The following is a 16,381-nucleotide window of genomic DNA, read 5'->3' as shown; positions in this document are numbered from 1 at the left end:
GGGGGGAGACATGTGCAAGAGAAAGTAATGATTCTTGGAGGGGGCGTCATAGGTCTAGCAACTGCATTTGAGCTTAGCAGACGTAACTATGATGTAACAGTATTAGAGAAAACGAATTGTGGAGGACAAGCATCTGGTGCTGCAGCCGGGATGCTTGCTCCTTATTCAGAAATTGGTGAAGATCCAGATGACTTTTTTAGATTATGTTTAGATAGTTTAAGGATGTATAAACAATGGCAAAGCGATGTAAAGAATGTTTCAAAAATGGACTTTGAATATTCGGAGAGCGGAAGTCTTCATGCGGTTTATCATGATGCGGATGTTCTCGCACTTGAAACAAGGCAGTCTTGGCAACGTGAATGGGGAGCAGAAACTGAATTGATATCTGGAAGTCGACTATGGGAAATGGAACCGACACTTTCAAAAGATATCAAAGCGGCAATGTATTATCCAGAAGAAAGTCACGTGTTTGCACCTGACTATGTAAAGGCACTTGAAGCTGCCTGCCGCCTGAACGGTGTGAATGTAGTTGATCAACTTGAACAAGTGACAGTTGTTGATTGGGAGCAATCGGTTACATTGCGAGCAAAAGATGGCCGTCAATTTACAGGAGATCGTTTAATTGTATGTTCAGGTGCTTGGTCTAGTGAGCTAGAGGAAGTGTTTGGAGTTCGTATTCCGGTCTATCCAATTCGCGGGCAAATTTGCGCGTATGATGTACCTGTAAATCATGTCAAGCATATTGTCTATACAAGTCAGGGCTATCTTGTTCCAAAGGGGAATGGAACGTTGGTTAACGGAGCTTCTGAAGATATAGCAGGTTTCAAAACGGATGTTACAGAAAAAGGCATACAGAGACTAACAAATTGGAATAAGCACGTTTTTCCTTTCTTAGGTGAAATGACTCCTTTCCATACATGGGCAGGATTACGTCCTGCGACTCAGGATGGGTTTCCACTTATAGGGAAACTTGAGGCAGCACCACATGTTGTCTTTGCAACAGGACACTATCGAAATGGAATATTATTAAGCCCAATTACAGCTGTAGCGGTTGCAGACTTATTAGATGAAAAGGAAGCATACACACCGCTTTCCTCTTGTAAGCCTGAACGATTTACGTAATAGTTGAATGGGACAAATAGATTTAGAAAGGAAGTCTTTCTATGACTTTAGCAAAAACGTTAACGATAGCAGGATCAGATAGTGGTGGTGGGGCTGGAATCCAAGCAGATATTAAAACATTTCAAGAATTGCACACATTCGGTATGAGTGTCATTACAGCTTTAACAGCTCAAAATACACTTGGAGTTCATGGTGTGTTTCCACAGTCGCTAGAAGCAATTGAAGCACAGCTGGAGGCGGTATTATCTGATATTGGTACAGATGCAGTTAAGACGGGAATGTTATTCTCTGCGGACATTATTACCCTTGTTGCTAATAAGTTGAAAGAGTATGACGTTAAAAATATTGTAGTAGATCCAGTAATGATCGCAAAAGGAGGGGCTTCACTTCTTCAGGAAGAAGCTGTTAAGGCACTTACAAGTGAATTACTACCGATTGCAACGGTTATTACTCCGAACTTACCAGAGGCAGCTAAATTGCTAGGAAGAGCAGAAATGAGGTCACTTGAAGAAATGAAGCAGGCAGCAATTGATCTTCATAAGCTTGGACCTAGCTTTGTGGTATTAAAAGGAGGCCATTTAACTGATGGACCTGCTGTTGATTTATTATTTGACGGAAAATGTATTCATGAGCTTGAAGTACAACGCATTGATACGAAACATACGCACGGTACCGGTTGTACATTTGCTGCAGCCATTGCTGCAGAATTAGCAAAGGGAGCACATATAAAAGAAGCAACAGAGACTGCAAAAGCCTATATCACTGCTGCAATATCCCATTCATTAAATATTGGGAGCGGAATTGGACCGACAAATCATGCAGCATTTAGGTATAATTCTAATTAAAACCAGGGGTTAACCCAAAAGGATAAAATCTTTTGAGTTAACCTTTTTATAGTTTATCTACTTATCCATTTACTCATGCTGATGGATCGTTTAGTATATTGAGTAGTACCTTTAATTGATTTGTTTACACATAGGAAGGAAGAAAGAGTTTATGTTTCGTGGAAATAAACCAGTATTAATTTTGCCAGCTATTTTAGCGGTTGTCATGCTGTTTGGAGGATATCAGTTTCTCCAAGGATCTGAAGCCATCACGAATGAAGAATTACAAGATGTTATTGAATTGGAATTGGAGACAACAAAGACAGAGCGAGGGGTAGAAATAGCAGCGAATTGGGATTGGACTGTTATGCCTGCTGAAGGTTTATATGGAGAAGATTATATTGGAATTGTCATTATGGAGAGAGAGACGATGACACCACGTACTGATATCGAGATAGAAGAAGCATTGCTTGAACTGTTGTATGCTGATCGAACTATTGAACAATCGGAAGGAACCGTCGTAGAGAACGGGATTATTTTTCCTTTTTCAAATAAAATTGTAGAACATGAAAGTTATGGGAATGTAGGCCGTTTACGAGTAAATGTTACGGGTGAGGAAATAGAAGGAGAAGATGTAGTCTTAACCTTTCTTCATACGTGGACAGAGCATGCACCTCTTGAAAAGACAGATGCATTATTGTCATCACCAACCTTTACTGGAGCAGCCAATGTACCTCATTGGGATTTGAGAATTAGTCATAAGGAAGAGTAATATGACAGAAGGAAGGTATGTGCGTGAAGATCAGAGGGCTCTCCTATCAAAATGGTATTTTTTATATAGGGAAACAACATGTCGCATGCGCGTATCATGAGAACGGACGGTTAAAAAGTTGGCTTAAACCAGTTAATGCAGCAACAATGGTCGTTATGATGAAGCAAATTATCTGCTCTATGCCTTTATGGTTTAAAGCATTAACACTTTTTTATTTAGGTTTGGTTTTTGTTCCAAAACTACTAGTCATTTGGTACCCTACAATATGGGAAGGACTGCCGTATTATTTTTTGTTTTATTACATGTTTGGTACTCATTTTCTATTTCCAAGACAGCTTAGAAAATACCATGGGGCTGAACATAAAGTATTTAGTGATAAGGGAGTAATTCGAAGGGCTCGAATATTCCAAATAGGAAGGGCTAGCATCACAAATCGTTATTGCTCAACAAATGTTGTTGTCATTTATTTTTTAAGTGTTTTACTCCTTTCAATGCTTCTAGCAGGGATGACTGGCAAAGTAACTTGGGCAATCGAGATGGCATCCTATAGTAGTCTTTTGTTAGTTCCGATCGTACAAAAAGTTATGGATATAAAAGGATTTGGAATGATAAAAAAGGTAATTCTTTCGACTTCTTATTGGCTGCAAGTTCATGTGACAACAATGGAGCCAGAGCGTTCACATATGATAGCTTCAATTGAATCATATCGTAAGCTTGCAGCACAAGAATTTCCTGAGAGATTAACTGTTATACGTCCAAAACGCAAGAAGGAGGAAAGGCATATGGCAATTGTTGATGTAACCGTAATTCCAATTGGAACAGAAACTCCAAGTGTAAGCAAGTATGTTGCGGAAATACAAGAGGTATTACATTCATACGAAGGCAAAATAACATACCAACTAACACCGATGAGTACGCTAATTGAAGGAGAACTTCCTGTTTTATTTGATGTCATTCAAGCGATACACGAAGTACCATTTAAACATGGTTTACAGAGAGTAGCAACGAATATCCGAATTGATGACCGTCGTGATAAGGAGTCAACCATGGCTAGGAAAGTGGCAGCGGTCCAAGCTCACTTGAGTCAAGCTGAGACAGAGATAGAACCTGTACATCATAAAGAATAAGAAATTAACCATTACAACTATAAAAGAAGCGACTGAAAATGGGATGATCACCATTTTCAGTCGCTTCTTTTTTTCGTTAACTTAATGATTTTGTCATGGTCACATGAGGGATACCAGCGTCTAGGAATTCTCCTGAAATCGTCTCATAGCCTAGTTTACTGTAGAATTCCTGTGCTTGAATTTGCGCATTTAGCTTTGCTTTGCCAATCCCATTTAATTGAGCGGTTTCCTCAATCTTTTCCATCAGTTCCCGTCCTGCTCCAGTACCACGAGCATCTTTGGTGATACATATTCGTTCAACTTTGCCGTAACCGTCAACGAACCTAAGACGACCCGCACCAATTGGTTTGTCCGCATCACTATATACAACAAAGTGAATTGCCTCTTCTTCATGTTGGTCAATTTCTTCTTCTATTGGTACATTTTGTTCGTCTACAAACACCTTTGTACGAATGTTATATGCATCTTCTAGCTGATCTTTTGTTGTAACTTTAACGACTTCCATTATTAATTTATACTTCCTTTCCAAGGTGGAATGTTTCATATACGGTCCATGAACCATTTTCTAATTGATAAAGCAACTGCATTCGATTAATCGTTTCCTGATGTTCAATTTTTTTCATTTTTAATTGCCCAACAATATCGGAGTGCTCCTGACTTGAGAGGTCTTGCCCTATAGTTACGTGAGGGATAAATCCATATTTCTCATTTGAAGAAAAGGGATTCTCATGTAAAGCTTTATACAAGGATGATAACGACTCATGCTCACGAATCTTAAAGAAAATTGTATTCGACTGCGGGTAAAAGGTATCTACTTTGTATATATCAATAAAAGCAGGTTCTGCATTATTGGCAATTTCTCTTAAAGTAGAGACGATTGAAGAAAGCTCTTCTTCCTGCACCTCAAATGTTTCTTTTAAAGTGATATGTGGCGGGATTAGTGAATAATGACTGTCATAGCGCATGCGATAAGAGTTAGCATGATCTTGAAGCTCTTTAGATGGAAACAAAGCAATTCCATAATTCATAATTACATCCTCCTTCTGTGATCGTTTGTTATGATAATAACGTGATTAATCCTCTTGGTAAATCTTTTTGCCAATATGTCCATGTATGATCCCCATCGAATTCTTCATAAGTATAGGCAAATGGCTTCTCTCTTAATATAGCTTGTAACTGCCGATTTGGAGTTACGAAATCTAGCGTTTGTCCATTTGTTGTTTTTACAGCTGTCTCTTTCGTTCCAATAACATGATAAATCGCAATGTTCTCTATCTTGTTATAAGTAGATACGTTTTGCATAACTAACTCGTTAACATACGGAGAGTGCATCATTACTTGACCGAATAGGCTAGGGTATTTTAAAGATGTTAAAAGAGATACTGTTGCAGCAAGAGAATCTCCAGCTAACGTTCGAGATGAGGCAAGTTGATGAGTAGGATACGTTTTATCAAGGAATGGTATCACTTCATTTGCTAAAAAACGTATATAAGATTCAACTTTTTCTCCATTTGGATGATAGCGTTTTCTCCGTTCGCTTACTGATGGATAAGGAATGCCAACAACAATCGTTTCCCTTATTTCCCCTTCGTTTATTAAATGTTCAATTTGTCTTGGGAGTCGCCCAAGCTGAAAATAGTCGTTTCCATCTTGACATATTAGTACATCATACGTTTGTAATGGTGTAAAGTTAGGTGGAGTATAAATGAGTAATGATATTTCCTCCTGCAACTCTGCGCTTTTAATGCTTGTTTCTGTTATGTTGCCTTCTAAAGATCTTCTGCTCAAATGACTCAACTCCTCTCCTTTAGAATTCCTTTTTTATTTTACCTAATGATAGGTCAGAATGCTATGCTAAGGGATTCAAATAATAGTTGGGTTCATTAAAGGAGATGTCATCTAGGATTATTCACCTAAAAAATGTTAAAGATAATAAGAACTTACAGTTCGAACAAATTGTATAGTTCTTTAATATTTTGTACTATATAGAAAAGTTGAGAAAGGTATGAGTGAGAATGTCCAAAATTCCAAGATGGATTTACTATAAACAAGTATTCCGGTCTAAATTTCAAGCTGGTTGTGTGAAAGCAAAAATTGAAGACAATTGGATGAATGGCTATGAAATTGGCCCACTTGTAGAAATAAAGAAATTGCGAACAGACAAATATGTAGTCCGATATACGTACGACGAAATTGTGTAAATAATTTAAGAGGATTATTTTCTGGAAGATTGATTTAGGGAGGTATCATGCTGGTAAATAAGGAAGAGAGGTTGTGTTAAAATCAAGTTTCAGCCCACTAGGTCAGACAAAATATGTGTACTCAAATGAAAAGATATAAACTTACCTTTGGTTGGGACAGATCACATGAGACAACCTCTCTCTCGCTATTTATTTAAATAACTTTTGATACAAGCCGTATCCTTCTTTTTCTAATTTAGATTTTGGAATAAAACGTAATGCTGCTGAATTTATGCAGTAGCGTAGTCCATTTGGACCTGGACCATCATTAAAGACATGTCCGAGATGTGAATCTGCTTCTTTACTACGCACTTCTGTTCGAATCATCCCATGACTAAAATCTTCTTTTTCAATTATTTCTTCATCAATGATTGGCTTGGTAAAGCTAGGCCAACCACATCCAGCATCATATTTATCTAAAGAACTAAATAGAGGTTTACCTGATACAATATCGACATATATACCGTCTTCTTCATGATTGTAAAATTCATTACGGAAAGGCGGTTCTGTCCCATTCTCTTGCGTGACAGCATATTGCATCGGTGTTAGGCGTTTTTTTAATTGTTCTTTCGTTTCTTCACTCATCATTTTGCCTCCAATGTAAGTTAATAAATGATTCCCTACCTGATCCTTTGCGATATCTTGCATAGTGAAGTGGGTTTTTCTTGTAGTAATCTTGGTGATATTCCTCAGCAGGATAAAACGCTTTTGCTGGTAATATTTGTGTTGCAATTGAAATGGGGAATTTTCGACTTTCTTCTAATAACTTCTTTGATTTTTCCGCAAGTTTTCGTTGTTCGTCTGAGTGGTAAAAGATCGCTGTTCGATAAGAATTTCCTCGGTCAAAAAACTGTCCTCCAGGATCGGTTGGGTCAATTTGTTGCCAGAAAATTTCTAATAATTTTTCATATGTGAAAACAGTCGGATCATATACGATTTGGACTGCTTCAAAGTGCCCCGTAGTCTCAGAGCAAACTTCCTCGTATGTAGGGTGTTCGGTATAACCTCCCGTATAACCTGAAATAACTGATTCTATTCCTTCATACTGATCAAATGGCTTTACCATACACCAAAAACATCCACCAGCGAATGTTGCTTTTTTAGTCATGTGCTCCAACTAAATTCCCCTCCTTGATTAATATTATATCAACTAATTATTCCGTAAGAAAATAATTAGAGTTTATGTTTGGGGATTAACTCTAACAGTTTTTAATATAATTGCTCTTATGATTAACCCAATAAGATATCCACCTAAGTGAAAGAGGATAGGGAGCCAAATAACGCCAGCGACTTTTCCGAAAATTTCCATTGTAGAGGAAAAGACTACACCAATTGTTCCGGCGTAAGCAGAAACTACAAACGGGATAAAGGCATATCGTATATGTTCCCCACCAGCATCGCGGTATGCATCATACATTGAAAATAAATATAAACAAGGATAGAACATAATCCATTGATAATTAACAGAGGCATTAGCAGCTTCTCCTAATCCGTGGAAACTGGGGATGATTGCTAAATTTAATCTTGCTTGAACGTTAACGATAAACTCTAATATGACAAATAAAAATCCTTTTGCATATTTTTTGTTAAGGAATTGACCAAATCCAGGAAAGGCAATACTCCAGAATATAATCTCCGCCCTTTTTTCTTTATCCATTAGCAACGACCTCTCTACTATTACAATTTTTGCTATAGCAAGTAAAAGTGAAAAACGTAAGGAAGCATAAACCCTGTATAAGTTAAATGTAATATTTTTTTAGTATATCTATAGAAAAGCATTCTAAACGGCAAATTGGATTTACAATTATTGTTATTTCCTTGAAAACAAAAGAATAGTATATGTGGATATAACAAAGAGTAATTAAAAAACAGGTTTAACGCGTTATGTAATTTGGGTAATATATTCTGTTAGCTATATACTTGAAATTTTGGAGTTTTTGTATAGGAGGTTACTATGGATCAAGTTAATGAATCGAAAAGAGTAGGTATTGTTCTTATCATATCAGCTATAATAGTCGGATTATTTGTTCTGTGGGGAGCGGTATCGCCAGGCTCACTTGACCGAGCAGCAGGCCACGGTCTCAGTTGGATGCTAGATAATTTTGGTTGGTTTTATATGTTAGTCACTGCCTTTTTTGTTTTATTTGTTATTGTTTTAGCCATCAGCCCACTTGGGAGTATGCGATTAGGAAAACCAGGTGAGAAGCCGCAGTATTCATGGTACTCGTGGATAGGAATGCTTTTTGCAGCGGGTATTGGTGTAGGGTTTGTCTTTTGGGGAGTAGCAGAACCAGTTCTTTACTACTTTGATACACCTAGTGGATTTACACCTGAAACTCCAGAGGCTGCAGTTGCTGGACTAAGATATGCTGTTTTTCACTGGGCTCTGCATCCGTGGGCAATCTTTTCTATTGTTGGATTAACATTAGCATATGTTCAGTTTCGAAAAGATCGTCCTGCATTAATTAGTTCTGCCTTTTACCCAATTATTGGTGAAAGAGTTCATGGGTGGTTAGGAAAGTCGATTGATATATTAGCTGTCATTGCAACTTGTACAGGTGTTGCTACAACATTTGGTTTAAGTGCCCTGCAAATCACAGGGGGGCTTTCCTATATTTCTCCTGTGCCAAATACAGTGGCAACTCAAGTTATAATTATTGCTATTGTTACATTTCTTTTTATGTTTTCTGCGGCTAAAGGAGTAGATAAAGGGATTAAAAGGTTAAGTAATATTAACTTAGCTGTTGCGGCTATCCTATTACTTTTTGTCATCATAGTCGGGCCAACGTTATTTATTGCAGAGAGCTTTGTGACAACATTAGGTGGTTATATTACAAATGTTGCCTCAATGAGTTTAACAATGACCCCATTTATTGAAAGTGCGTGGCTTGGAACAAATACAATCTTCTTTTGGGCGTGGCACATTGCTTGGGCTCCATTTATGGGGATTTTTATCGCTCGAATTTCCCGCGGCCGTACAATCCGTGAATTCATGGCAGGTGTGCTAGTTGTACCATCAATTTTAGCCATTATTTGGTTTACGGCTTTCGGTGGAACAGCATTAAGTTTAGAAATTGCTGGTGCCGCTCCAATTGGAGATCTTGTAATGAATAATGTAGAATTAGCACTTTTTGCTACACTTGGTGAATTGCCTTTAAGCACAATTACAAGCTTCATCGCAGTAATTCTCATTCTTATCTTTTTTATAACATCTGCTGATTCGGCTTCGTATGTTTTGGGAGCCATGACTTCTCATGGGAGTTTAAACCCTAGTCTATTTTCCAAAATGCTTTGGGGAGTCTTAATTGCAGGGACAGCTGCTGTACTCTTAATCAGCGGTGGTGGTGGCCTAAGCGCACTGCAAACAGCATCAATTATTGCAGCACTTCCTTTTGCTATCATTATGACAATAATGATCATCTCGGTATTAATCATGCTAGGAAGAGATTATAAACTGGAAGGCAGAAAGCGTCGTAAGAAAAACCGAAAAGAAATAAAAGAAGAGATTCGTGAAGAAATGTATGAGGAAATGAAAGAAGAAGTTATGGAAGAAATGAAGGAAGAAATGAAGGAAGAGATGTATGAGGAAATGAAAGAAGAAGTGATCGAAGAAATGAAAGAAGAAATGTTAGATGGGATGAAAGAAGAAATAAAAGAAGATCTAATAGAAGAGTTAGAGATTGAACAAGATAACAAGAAATAAATAGAAGAAGTCATTTTAAAATAAGGTGTTGTTCAAAAAGTAGAAATCATACTTTTTGGATAACACCTTTTTTAAAATTATTTTCCCGTCAATACTGATCAATTCCAGATAAACTCCGCTACAGTCTAACACGTTGCATCCGCTTGTATCATATTCTAATAATGCCATTCGGCTATAAACGAAAGAAAGAGAGGAGCATCATAATGAGCAATTATCAGCAAGAGCTTATGGATATAATGGTGAAAAAAGTTCTGAGCAAGCATAATGTGAAACCAGTATCTGATTTATCAGATGAGGAAAAAGAAAAAGTAAAGAAAGTTGTTGGGGAAATTCAATCAGAGGTAGAGAAGTTTCTTGAGAATCAAAACAAAAGTGTAAGTGAAGAGGACTTTAAGCATAATAACACGCCACAAAACTTAGAGGAAGAAGTTGTTCAACCGAATCCGGTCATTGAAGAGTCGTTAAAAAAGATCACGAAAAGCAACAATGACTTATCGAAAGTTAAAACTTTTTTTAATAAACATTAAGAGAAAAGGAGGGTTTAAGTCGGTAATGATTTTAAACTCTCCTTTATATTTATTTCACCCAAAAAATAGGCGCTTTTATTGAGACAAATAACCAAGCAAATTTTGTTAGAAGGCAATAGTGTAAATTAGAGAAGGAAAGGAGGAAGTAAGTATGAGTCAAGATGTAAACCAACTTGCTGGTCAAGTAGAAAAGACTTTTCAACAATCCGAGGAGTATATTCTAATTAGTAATTCTTGTGATATTACAGTTAGTTCAACAGATACGAAAGCAGCTGTTTCGTTACAAGCTTCACTTCAAGCAGCAATCGCTTTAATTGTCAGTATTTCTGTAGCCAGTAGTGAGGATGCAAAGAGCATCACTCAAGAATTGATTCAAAGCACTAAGACAAAGCAAATGACGTTCCAGAAAACAGTCGTTGAAAACTCCAAAAATGTAAATGTAACAACAACAGATACACAAATAGGGGTTAACATTCAATTGTTGTTACAAATTCTCCTCGCGTTACTTGTAAATTTAGATGTTCTTTAGAAGGTCAGCATAGCCAGAGACTACTGGGAACAAATAAGTATAAAAAGGGTGGCTGCTATGAAAAAAATATAACAGCCACCCTTATCTTTAAGAAAATTTGAAATTAGACAGATAAACCAAGGCAAATGACCAAGCAAAATCAAGATAAAGACATAGTGTAAATTAGAAAAGGAAAGGAGGAATTGAAAATGAATCAAGATGTATACTATTCATCAAAAAAAGAAGACACACCAAGGTGGTCTGCACTTGACTCGAAAGCTTGTCATCCAATGGATGATTCCGATATTAAACAAAGTGCTGGTCAAGTAGATAAAACATTCCAACAGTCTGAGGAGTATATTATCATTAAAGATTCTTGTGATGTAAATGTCAGTTCAACAGACACGAAAGCTGCAGTTTCATTACAAGCTTCATTGCAAGCAGCTATTGCGTTAGTTATTAGTATCTCTATAGCTAGCAGTGAGCAAGCTGAACAAATCACGCAAGAGTTATTACAAAGTACAAAAACAAAGCAAATGACGTTCCAGAAAACAGTAATTGAAAACTCAAGAAATGTTGATGTCACAACAACAGATACACAAATTGGTGTGAACATTCAATTATTGTTACAAATTCTCCTCGCGTTACTTGTTAACCTTGATGTTCTTTAATAGAACAATAACGTTTGTAGAGGGCAGGAAAGTACCTGCCTTCTTTCGTTATGAAAAAAACGCACCTATTAGTATTAGTAACGAATTAAAGGTCACCGGAATAGAGTAGCAATGAACAAGTTACTAAAAGGTTAGGAGATTGATATCATGTTTTATCATGTAGATCAATTGCAATACAATGCAAAACCATCTAGACCAGATGCTGTTTATGCAAAAAAGCTGCAAGAGATATTAGGTGGCCAGTTTGGAGAAATTTCTGTGGCATTGCAATATATGTTTCAAGGATGGAATTTCCGTGGGGAAGAGAAATATCGAGATCTATTGCTAGCCACTGGAACGGAAGAAATGGCTCATGTGGAAATGTTAGCAACGATGATTGCTCGACTACTAGATAATGCTCCAATTGGAGATCAAGAAGCAGCGGCTAAAGACCCTGTTATTGGAGCGGTACTTGGTGGAATGAATCCGCAACATGCAATTGTTAGTGGACTTGGTGCAATGCCAGCAGATAGTGTAGGAAACCCTTGGACTGCTTCGTATATTAATGCTAGTGGAAATTTACTGGCAGATTTCAGATTGAACTTAACTTATGAATCACAAGGGCGCTTACAAGCTGTCAGACTTTACGAAATGACGACAGACCCAGGTGTGAAAGATATGCTCTCTTTTTTAATAGCGCGTGATACGATGCACCAAAATCAGTGGTATGCAGCGATCTGTGAATTAGAAGAAAAGGAAAATATCGTTGTTCCAAGTAGCTTCCCACGTGCCTTAGAGAAACAGGAAGTTGCATATGATTATTATGATCTTTCTGGCGGAACAGCAAGTAAAGCTGGTCGATGGGCTTCCGGCCCAAGTATGGATGGACTAGGTGAATTCAAATATTATCACAATCCGAAACCATTCGGAAAAATTCCAAAGTTAAGACCAGCACCTCCTTATGTTCACAATACTATGCTCCCTAAAGATCCACATATGCCACCACATATGATGTAGTGATTTTTTTCTTTAGAAATCTAATATATTAGTTGTATTTCTCATTCAAATGAAGCAAGAAAACTGGTGAAAAAAACAGGATTTATAGGGATAACGGCGAATCTTATCGAGAGGAATAGTTTGCCTAAGTTAGGAGAATGGAATATGAATGGTTCGATTGTTTCTTCGTGTTTAGATGCGTCGCTGCAAGGACAAGCCATTGTGAATGAGAGTGGAGAGTTTCTGTTTGTTAACACAGCATTTTGCGAGCAAATTGGTTATACAAAAGAGGAAATTCAGTTATTAAATATAGAGTCTTTTTTTATTAATGAAAACAGTCTAAATCGACATAGTTTAATAGAATCATTCTTGAAAAAAGGACGGAAGAACGATCAAATTGAAAAGGTGATATTACATGGAAAAGGGTACCTTCAAACGACGTTATTTACAGTTACAGATGTTTCTATAGAAGGTGAAATCTGTTTCCACTTGCAATTAGATCGGCTAATGGTAATAGGAAAAGAAGGTGAAAGCTCGTTGCTCGAAAAAAGCCTCAGAAATCGTGATGAAGTTCGTTTACCGAAAAAAATTCTTGATGGAATAAAAGATGCTATTATTACGATTAGACTTGATGGACAATTTCTATACGTTAACGAAGAAGCAGAACGAATGTTAGACATGTCGTGGAAAGAGCTACAAAAAAGTGATTTTTGGGCAAGTATAAAACTAGACAAGAAAGAAACGTTAACGAAGAAATTTTATCAATTGCTTGTTGGTGAGGAATACACCCAAGTTGAATATTTTCACGAAAAACAAGAGCAATGGTTTGATGTAAGAGCGTACCGTTCCGATGAGCAAGTAACGATGTATTTCATTAATATTACAGATCGCAAAAAAATGGAGAAAGAACTTCGAATAAAAGAAGAAAACTATCGAAGCTTGGTAGAGAATACACCCGAAACGATTATGGTCCATGACGGAGTGAAACTTATTTATGTGAATCCAGCAGGGGAGAAGCTCTTTAACTTTATCCATCCTCAGAAATTAATTGGTTTAAAATTAAATAATCTTTTATCAAATTACGATCGAGCAAGAGCGAGAGAGGATAGCCGCCTATTACTTTTAGGGAAAATATCTGTTGCTAATACAATTTATTGTTTTCAGTTGGAACATGGAAAGACAATAGAAGTAGAAGCAACGACAACTGTCATAAGGTTTCGCGGGAAGCCTGCGTTTCGAACGATATTAAAGGATATTTCAGAAAGAAAAAAAGTGGATGATATTATTAGAAAATCGGATAAATTATCAGTTGTTGCACAACTTGCTGCGGGAGTCGCCCATGAAATAAGGAACCCATTAACGACGGTGAAAGGTTTCTTACAACTGTTTCAAAAAGAACAGCAATACAACTCGTTTTATATAAATTTGGTTATGGAAGAGTTAGAGCGAGTAGAAGCAATCATTTATGAGTATCTTACTTTAGCTAAGCCTAATTTTGACAATCACTTTGAAGAATTAGATATTTTAAACCTTGTAAATCAAATTTTAACTTTAACGAAAACACAATCGAATATGAATAATGTCACTTTAGAGTTTGAATATGAACAAGTTCCATTTATTATTGGGATGGAAAAACAGTTAAAGCAAGTGTTTATTAATTTAATTAGAAATTCTATAGAAGCAGTTGCTGATAATGGAACAATTACAATCCGTATACTAAATCACCCGGATAATCAAATATGCATACAGGTCGAAGATAATGGATGTGGAATATCTAAGGAACGAATCGAGCGTTTAGGTGAACCATTCTATTCGACAAAGGAAAAGGGAACAGGATTAGGTTTGATGGTTTGTTACAAGATCATTGAGCATCATAATGGAGTATTAAATATTTATAGTGAAGAAGGAAAAGGGACGAAAATGGAAATTATCTTGCCTGCCCAAATAGAAAGTAAAAAAACCGAAATGCTACCTCTGTAGCATTTCGGTTTTTAACAACAATAAACGATGATAGAAAATCTAAATTATTTCACTTCTTTAGCATATTTTTTTAATTCATTCAATAAAGACGTCCTTTGCTCCTCATCTATTTCGAATGACATACCGTATTCATAGGAGTAAGTAAACGTTTTTTTCCAAACAACAGCTCCACGTAATAGCAGGTTTTCAGCATTTAATTGAACATTCACTTCAAGTAAGACTTTTGTTTCCTTTGGGTCTGGTAAGGATAAAGTAGAGTTTCCTCTTAGTCCTCCTTGGCTAATATCGAGTATTTTGATGGCGCCATCTGAGCTTGTTACTTCTTTATCAGCAACTTTTATGATTTTAAACTTAGCTTCAATAGGGTGTTTAAATGTGTAACGAAAAGCGTCATTTCGTCGATAAGGCATATCAATCGCTCTCTTTCTTATGCGTTCTTCTTATTGTAAGTATACTGAATTTCGAAGAGGAAGACATCTGTAATTTAGATTTATGTAAAGAATTCTGGAATTCTAAAAAAATAAGAACGTAGATTGTGATAATATCAAATGAGTTTGTGAAAATTTGTAAAAAAAGGCAATGTACTTCTAACGGCAGGGGGAGTTTAGTATGATGGGAACAGTTGGAAGCGCATCATAATTCCAACTCAACGACAAAGGAGGAATTTGCGATGAGCAAGAAACTACTTTATACGGTATTAGCAGGGGCACTTTCTATTAGTGTATTAGCAGCTTGTGGAGAGCCAGTGGATGAGAATGCACCAGTGGATGATCCAGCAACAATTGATGAGCCTGCAGAAGATGATGCTGAAGCTACAGAATAAACTTTTTGAATAACATGAAAACTAGTACTTAGAGCGACCAGGAAGCTGGTCGCTCTTTAGGTTGAACGAACAATCGATAAAATATTGAGAAATAGCCAATTATAGAGGTAAGTTAATTTCCTTAAATACTCGAAAATCAATGAATTTTCTGGTAATAATGGTGTTGGTGATTTTGGGAAAAAAGTTATTTTCAAGTACTTAAGTATGTGTTAATATGCATTTACGAGCATAAATATTATATTAAAAAAAAGATACAGGGGGTTATTTTACTATGAAAAAGAGCTGGTGGAAGTTAGGGATGTCTGCGATTATTTCAGTAAGTCTTCTTGCTGCATGCGGAACGGCAGAAGATGATACTGCAGGGGAAGAGCCAGTTGTACCTGATACAGAAGAAACTGAAACAGAAGAAGCAACCGAAGGGGCAACGACTCTAATTATGGGTACATCTGCAGACTATCCACCATACGAATCGATCGATCTGGCAACAGGCGAAATCATCGGTTTTGATGTAGATATTGCGAAATACATCACGGAAGAATTAGGCTATGAATTACAAATTGAAGATATGGACTTTGACGGGCTAATTCCGGCGATGGGTGCTGGTCGTGTTGATTTTGTAATGGCTGGAATGACGCCTACAGAGGCTCGTCAAGAGAATGCCGATTTCTCTGATATTTATTTCACAGCTAAAAACTTAATTGTTTCTAATGAAGAAGATGACATTTCATCAGTTGAAGATTTAGAAGGGTTAAAAGTTGGAGTTCAACTTGGGTCCATTCAAGAAGGTGAAGCAGAAGATTTAGCAGAGGAATATGGGTTTGAAGTTGTAAAACTAAATCGTATCCCTGAGATTGTACAAGAATTATTAGCTGGTCGTATTGATGCAATCTTAATGGAAGATACCGTTGCAGCAGGCCATATGGGAGCACAACAACAATTAACTAGCTTTGAATTAGAAGCTGAGGGTGAAGTAGGATCAGCTATTGCATTCCCTAAAGGAAGTGATCTTGTAGAGCCTTTCAACGAAAAGTTGAATGAGTTAATTGACAGTGGTAAGATGGAAGAACTAGTTTTGAAATGGTTTGATGCACAAGAGTAAGAAGACGTTT

The 16,381-nt window shown here is 36.9% G+C and carries 20 protein-coding genes and 1 pseudogene; 14 read left to right on the top strand and 7 right to left on the bottom strand.

Features of this window, described 5'->3' with window-relative positions; genetic code table 11:
• Nucleotides 1-12 precede the first annotated feature (12 nt).
• The 5 genes and pseudogenes from thiO to MF646_RS23405 all read left to right on the top strand — a co-directional run bounded on the left by thiO (nucleotide 13) and on the right by MF646_RS23405 (nucleotide 3,845).
• Nucleotides 13-1,122, top strand: a complete 1,110-nt coding sequence (thiO, locus tag MF646_RS08565) for a glycine oxidase ThiO (protein WP_250096079.1) — start codon at nucleotides 13-15, stop codon at nucleotides 1,120-1,122.
• A 41-nt stretch (nucleotides 1,123-1,163) separates the two neighbouring features.
• Nucleotides 1,164-1,967 carry a bifunctional hydroxymethylpyrimidine kinase/phosphomethylpyrimidine kinase gene (thiD, locus tag MF646_RS08560; RefSeq protein WP_250096078.1) on the top strand — a complete coding sequence of 268 codons (804 nt, stop codon included), beginning with the start codon at nucleotides 1,164-1,166 and terminating at the stop codon, nucleotides 1,965-1,967.
• A 151-nt stretch (nucleotides 1,968-2,118) separates the two neighbouring features.
• A complete protein-coding gene (locus MF646_RS08555; RefSeq protein ID WP_250096077.1) occupies nucleotides 2,119-2,718 on the top strand; it encodes a hypothetical protein in 600 nt (199 codons plus the stop codon).
• Nucleotides 2,719-2,735: 17 nt separating this feature from the next.
• Nucleotides 2,736-3,422, top strand: a pseudogene (locus MF646_RS23410) (DUF1385 domain-containing protein); the annotation flags it as partial.
• Nucleotides 3,423-3,500: 78 nt separating this feature from the next.
• Nucleotides 3,501-3,845 carry an MTH1187 family thiamine-binding protein gene (locus MF646_RS23405; RefSeq protein ID WP_338035485.1) on the top strand — a complete coding sequence of 115 codons (345 nt, stop codon included), beginning with the start codon at nucleotides 3,501-3,503 and terminating at the stop codon, nucleotides 3,843-3,845.
• Between the two features lie 76 nt (nucleotides 3,846-3,921).
• On the opposite strand, the gene MF646_RS08545 is transcribed toward MF646_RS23405, so the two are convergent.
• Genes MF646_RS08545 through MF646_RS08535 form a run of 3 tightly spaced genes read right to left on the bottom strand, consistent with a single transcriptional unit; the run spans nucleotide 3,922 to nucleotide 5,633 of the window.
• Complete coding sequence (locus MF646_RS08545; RefSeq protein WP_250096075.1) at nucleotides 3,922-4,350, bottom strand: GNAT family N-acetyltransferase; 429 nt, start codon at nucleotides 4,348-4,350, stop codon at nucleotides 3,922-3,924.
• A 7-nt stretch (nucleotides 4,351-4,357) separates the two neighbouring features.
• Complete coding sequence (locus MF646_RS08540; protein WP_250096074.1) at nucleotides 4,358-4,873, bottom strand: YjcG family protein; 516 nt, start codon at nucleotides 4,871-4,873, stop codon at nucleotides 4,358-4,360.
• A 28-nt stretch (nucleotides 4,874-4,901) separates the two neighbouring features.
• Nucleotides 4,902-5,633 (bottom strand): alpha/beta hydrolase, encoded by a 732-nt coding sequence (locus MF646_RS08535; protein ID WP_250096073.1) that lies wholly within the window; start codon nucleotides 5,631-5,633, stop codon nucleotides 4,902-4,904.
• A 227-nt stretch (nucleotides 5,634-5,860) separates the two neighbouring features.
• On the opposite strand from MF646_RS08535, the gene MF646_RS08530 reads away from it, so the two are divergent.
• Complete coding sequence (locus tag MF646_RS08530; RefSeq protein ID WP_250096072.1) at nucleotides 5,861-6,046, top strand: hypothetical protein; 186 nt, start codon at nucleotides 5,861-5,863, stop codon at nucleotides 6,044-6,046.
• A 189-nt stretch (nucleotides 6,047-6,235) separates the two neighbouring features.
• On the opposite strand, the gene msrB is transcribed toward MF646_RS08530, so the two are convergent.
• The 3 genes from msrB to MF646_RS08515 form a co-directional block, all read right to left on the bottom strand.
• Entirely contained in the window at nucleotides 6,236-6,670 is a 435-nt protein-coding gene (gene msrB, locus MF646_RS08525) for a peptide-methionine (R)-S-oxide reductase MsrB (protein ID WP_250096071.1), read from the bottom strand.
• A complete protein-coding gene (gene msrA, locus MF646_RS08520) occupies nucleotides 6,663-7,193 on the bottom strand; it encodes a peptide-methionine (S)-S-oxide reductase MsrA (protein WP_250096183.1) in 531 nt (176 codons plus the stop codon). The genes msrB and msrA overlap by 8 nt, the downstream gene beginning before the upstream one ends.
• Before the next feature lie 72 nt (nucleotides 7,194-7,265).
• Nucleotides 7,266-7,742, bottom strand: coding sequence for a hypothetical protein (locus MF646_RS08515; protein WP_250096070.1), 477 nt, complete (start codon nucleotides 7,740-7,742; stop codon nucleotides 7,266-7,268).
• A gap of 297 nt (nucleotides 7,743-8,039) precedes the next feature.
• Here MF646_RS08515 and MF646_RS08510 point away from each other — a divergent pair, with 297 nt between their 5' ends.
• The 6 genes from MF646_RS08510 (at nucleotide 8,040) to MF646_RS08485 (ending at nucleotide 14,449) form a co-directional block, all read left to right on the top strand.
• Nucleotides 8,040-9,788 (top strand): BCCT family transporter, encoded by a 1,749-nt coding sequence (locus MF646_RS08510; protein WP_250096069.1) that lies wholly within the window; start codon nucleotides 8,040-8,042, stop codon nucleotides 9,786-9,788.
• A 203-nt stretch (nucleotides 9,789-9,991) separates the two neighbouring features.
• Nucleotides 9,992-10,315 carry a hypothetical protein gene (locus tag MF646_RS08505; protein ID WP_250096068.1) on the top strand — a complete coding sequence of 108 codons (324 nt, stop codon included), beginning with the start codon at nucleotides 9,992-9,994 and terminating at the stop codon, nucleotides 10,313-10,315.
• A 151-nt stretch (nucleotides 10,316-10,466) separates the two neighbouring features.
• Nucleotides 10,467-10,844 carry a spore coat protein gene (locus MF646_RS08500; protein ID WP_250096067.1) on the top strand — a complete coding sequence of 126 codons (378 nt, stop codon included), beginning with the start codon at nucleotides 10,467-10,469 and terminating at the stop codon, nucleotides 10,842-10,844.
• A 188-nt stretch (nucleotides 10,845-11,032) separates the two neighbouring features.
• Nucleotides 11,033-11,494, top strand: coding sequence for a spore coat protein (locus MF646_RS08495; RefSeq protein WP_250096066.1), 462 nt, complete (start codon nucleotides 11,033-11,035; stop codon nucleotides 11,492-11,494).
• Between the two features lie 147 nt (nucleotides 11,495-11,641).
• The gene (locus MF646_RS08490; RefSeq protein ID WP_250096065.1) at nucleotides 11,642-12,490 is read left to right on the top strand and encodes a manganese catalase; all 849 of its coding nucleotides are present in this window, start codon (nucleotides 11,642-11,644) and stop codon (nucleotides 12,488-12,490) included.
• 144 nt (nucleotides 12,491-12,634) lie between these two features.
• The gene (locus tag MF646_RS08485) at nucleotides 12,635-14,449 is read left to right on the top strand and encodes a PAS domain-containing protein (protein WP_250096064.1); all 1,815 of its coding nucleotides are present in this window, start codon (nucleotides 12,635-12,637) and stop codon (nucleotides 14,447-14,449) included.
• Between the two features lie 44 nt (nucleotides 14,450-14,493).
• Here the strand turns inward: MF646_RS08485 and MF646_RS08480 are convergent, their stop codons facing one another.
• Nucleotides 14,494-14,859, bottom strand: coding sequence for a PilZ domain-containing protein (locus tag MF646_RS08480; RefSeq protein WP_250096063.1), 366 nt, complete (start codon nucleotides 14,857-14,859; stop codon nucleotides 14,494-14,496).
• A gap of 260 nt (nucleotides 14,860-15,119) precedes the next feature.
• Here MF646_RS08480 and MF646_RS08475 point away from each other — a divergent pair, with 260 nt between their 5' ends.
• Both MF646_RS08475 and MF646_RS08470 read left to right on the top strand, forming a co-directional pair.
• Nucleotides 15,120-15,272: a hypothetical protein gene (locus MF646_RS08475; protein ID WP_250096062.1), complete on the top strand. Its 153-nt coding sequence runs from the start codon at nucleotides 15,120-15,122 to the stop codon at nucleotides 15,270-15,272.
• 271 nt (nucleotides 15,273-15,543) lie between these two features.
• The gene (locus tag MF646_RS08470; RefSeq protein WP_250096061.1) at nucleotides 15,544-16,371 is read left to right on the top strand and encodes a transporter substrate-binding domain-containing protein; all 828 of its coding nucleotides are present in this window, start codon (nucleotides 15,544-15,546) and stop codon (nucleotides 16,369-16,371) included.
• Nucleotides 16,372-16,381: the final 10 nt, after the last annotated feature.

The sequence above is a fragment of the Halalkalibacter alkaliphilus genome (assembly GCF_023555415.1).
Classification (GTDB): Bacteria; Bacillota; Bacilli; order Bacillales; family Bacillaceae_D; genus Halalkalibacter; species Halalkalibacter alkaliphilus.
Note: the sequence above shows the minus strand (reverse complement) of the source record. Positions and strands in the feature narration are given on the sequence as shown.

Bases quoted from the DNA above. Each gene is read 5' to 3' on its own strand.
- MF646_RS08490 (WP_250096065.1), top strand. From the start codon at position 11,642: ATGTTTTATCATGTAGATCAATTGCAATACAATGCAAAACCATCTAGA.
- MF646_RS08555 (WP_250096077.1), top strand. From the start codon at position 2,119: ATGTTTCGTGGAAATAAACCAGTATTAATTTTGCCAGCTATTTTAGCG.
- MF646_RS08495 (WP_250096066.1), top strand. From the start codon at position 11,033: ATGAATCAAGATGTATACTATTCATCAAAAAAAGAAGACACACCAAGG.
- MF646_RS08530 (WP_250096072.1), top strand. From the start codon at position 5,861: ATGTCCAAAATTCCAAGATGGATTTACTATAAACAAGTATTCCGGTCT.
- msrB (WP_250096071.1), bottom strand. From the start codon at position 6,670: ATGAGTGAAGAAACGAAAGAACAATTAAAAAAACGCCTAACACCGATG.
- MF646_RS08545 (WP_250096075.1), bottom strand. From the start codon at position 4,350: ATGGAAGTCGTTAAAGTTACAACAAAAGATCAGCTAGAAGATGCATAT.
- MF646_RS08510 (WP_250096069.1), top strand. From the start codon at position 8,040: ATGGATCAAGTTAATGAATCGAAAAGAGTAGGTATTGTTCTTATCATA.
- msrA (WP_250096183.1), bottom strand. From the start codon at position 7,193: ATGACTAAAAAAGCAACATTCGCTGGTGGATGTTTTTGGTGTATGGTA.
- MF646_RS08470 (WP_250096061.1), top strand. From the start codon at position 15,544: ATGAAAAAGAGCTGGTGGAAGTTAGGGATGTCTGCGATTATTTCAGTA.
- MF646_RS08505 (WP_250096068.1), top strand. From the start codon at position 9,992: ATGAGCAATTATCAGCAAGAGCTTATGGATATAATGGTGAAAAAAGTT.
- MF646_RS23405 (WP_338035485.1), top strand. From the start codon at position 3,501: ATGGCAATTGTTGATGTAACCGTAATTCCAATTGGAACAGAAACTCCA.
- MF646_RS08500 (WP_250096067.1), top strand. From the start codon at position 10,467: ATGAGTCAAGATGTAAACCAACTTGCTGGTCAAGTAGAAAAGACTTTT.
- MF646_RS08480 (WP_250096063.1), bottom strand. From the start codon at position 14,859: ATGCCTTATCGACGAAATGACGCTTTTCGTTACACATTTAAACACCCT.
- MF646_RS08485 (WP_250096064.1), top strand. From the start codon at position 12,635: ATGAATGGTTCGATTGTTTCTTCGTGTTTAGATGCGTCGCTGCAAGGA.
- thiD (WP_250096078.1), top strand. From the start codon at position 1,164: ATGACTTTAGCAAAAACGTTAACGATAGCAGGATCAGATAGTGGTGGT.
- MF646_RS08515 (WP_250096070.1), bottom strand. From the start codon at position 7,742: ATGGATAAAGAAAAAAGGGCGGAGATTATATTCTGGAGTATTGCCTTT.
- MF646_RS08540 (WP_250096074.1), bottom strand. From the start codon at position 4,873: ATGAATTATGGAATTGCTTTGTTTCCATCTAAAGAGCTTCAAGATCAT.
- MF646_RS08475 (WP_250096062.1), top strand. From the start codon at position 15,120: ATGAGCAAGAAACTACTTTATACGGTATTAGCAGGGGCACTTTCTATT.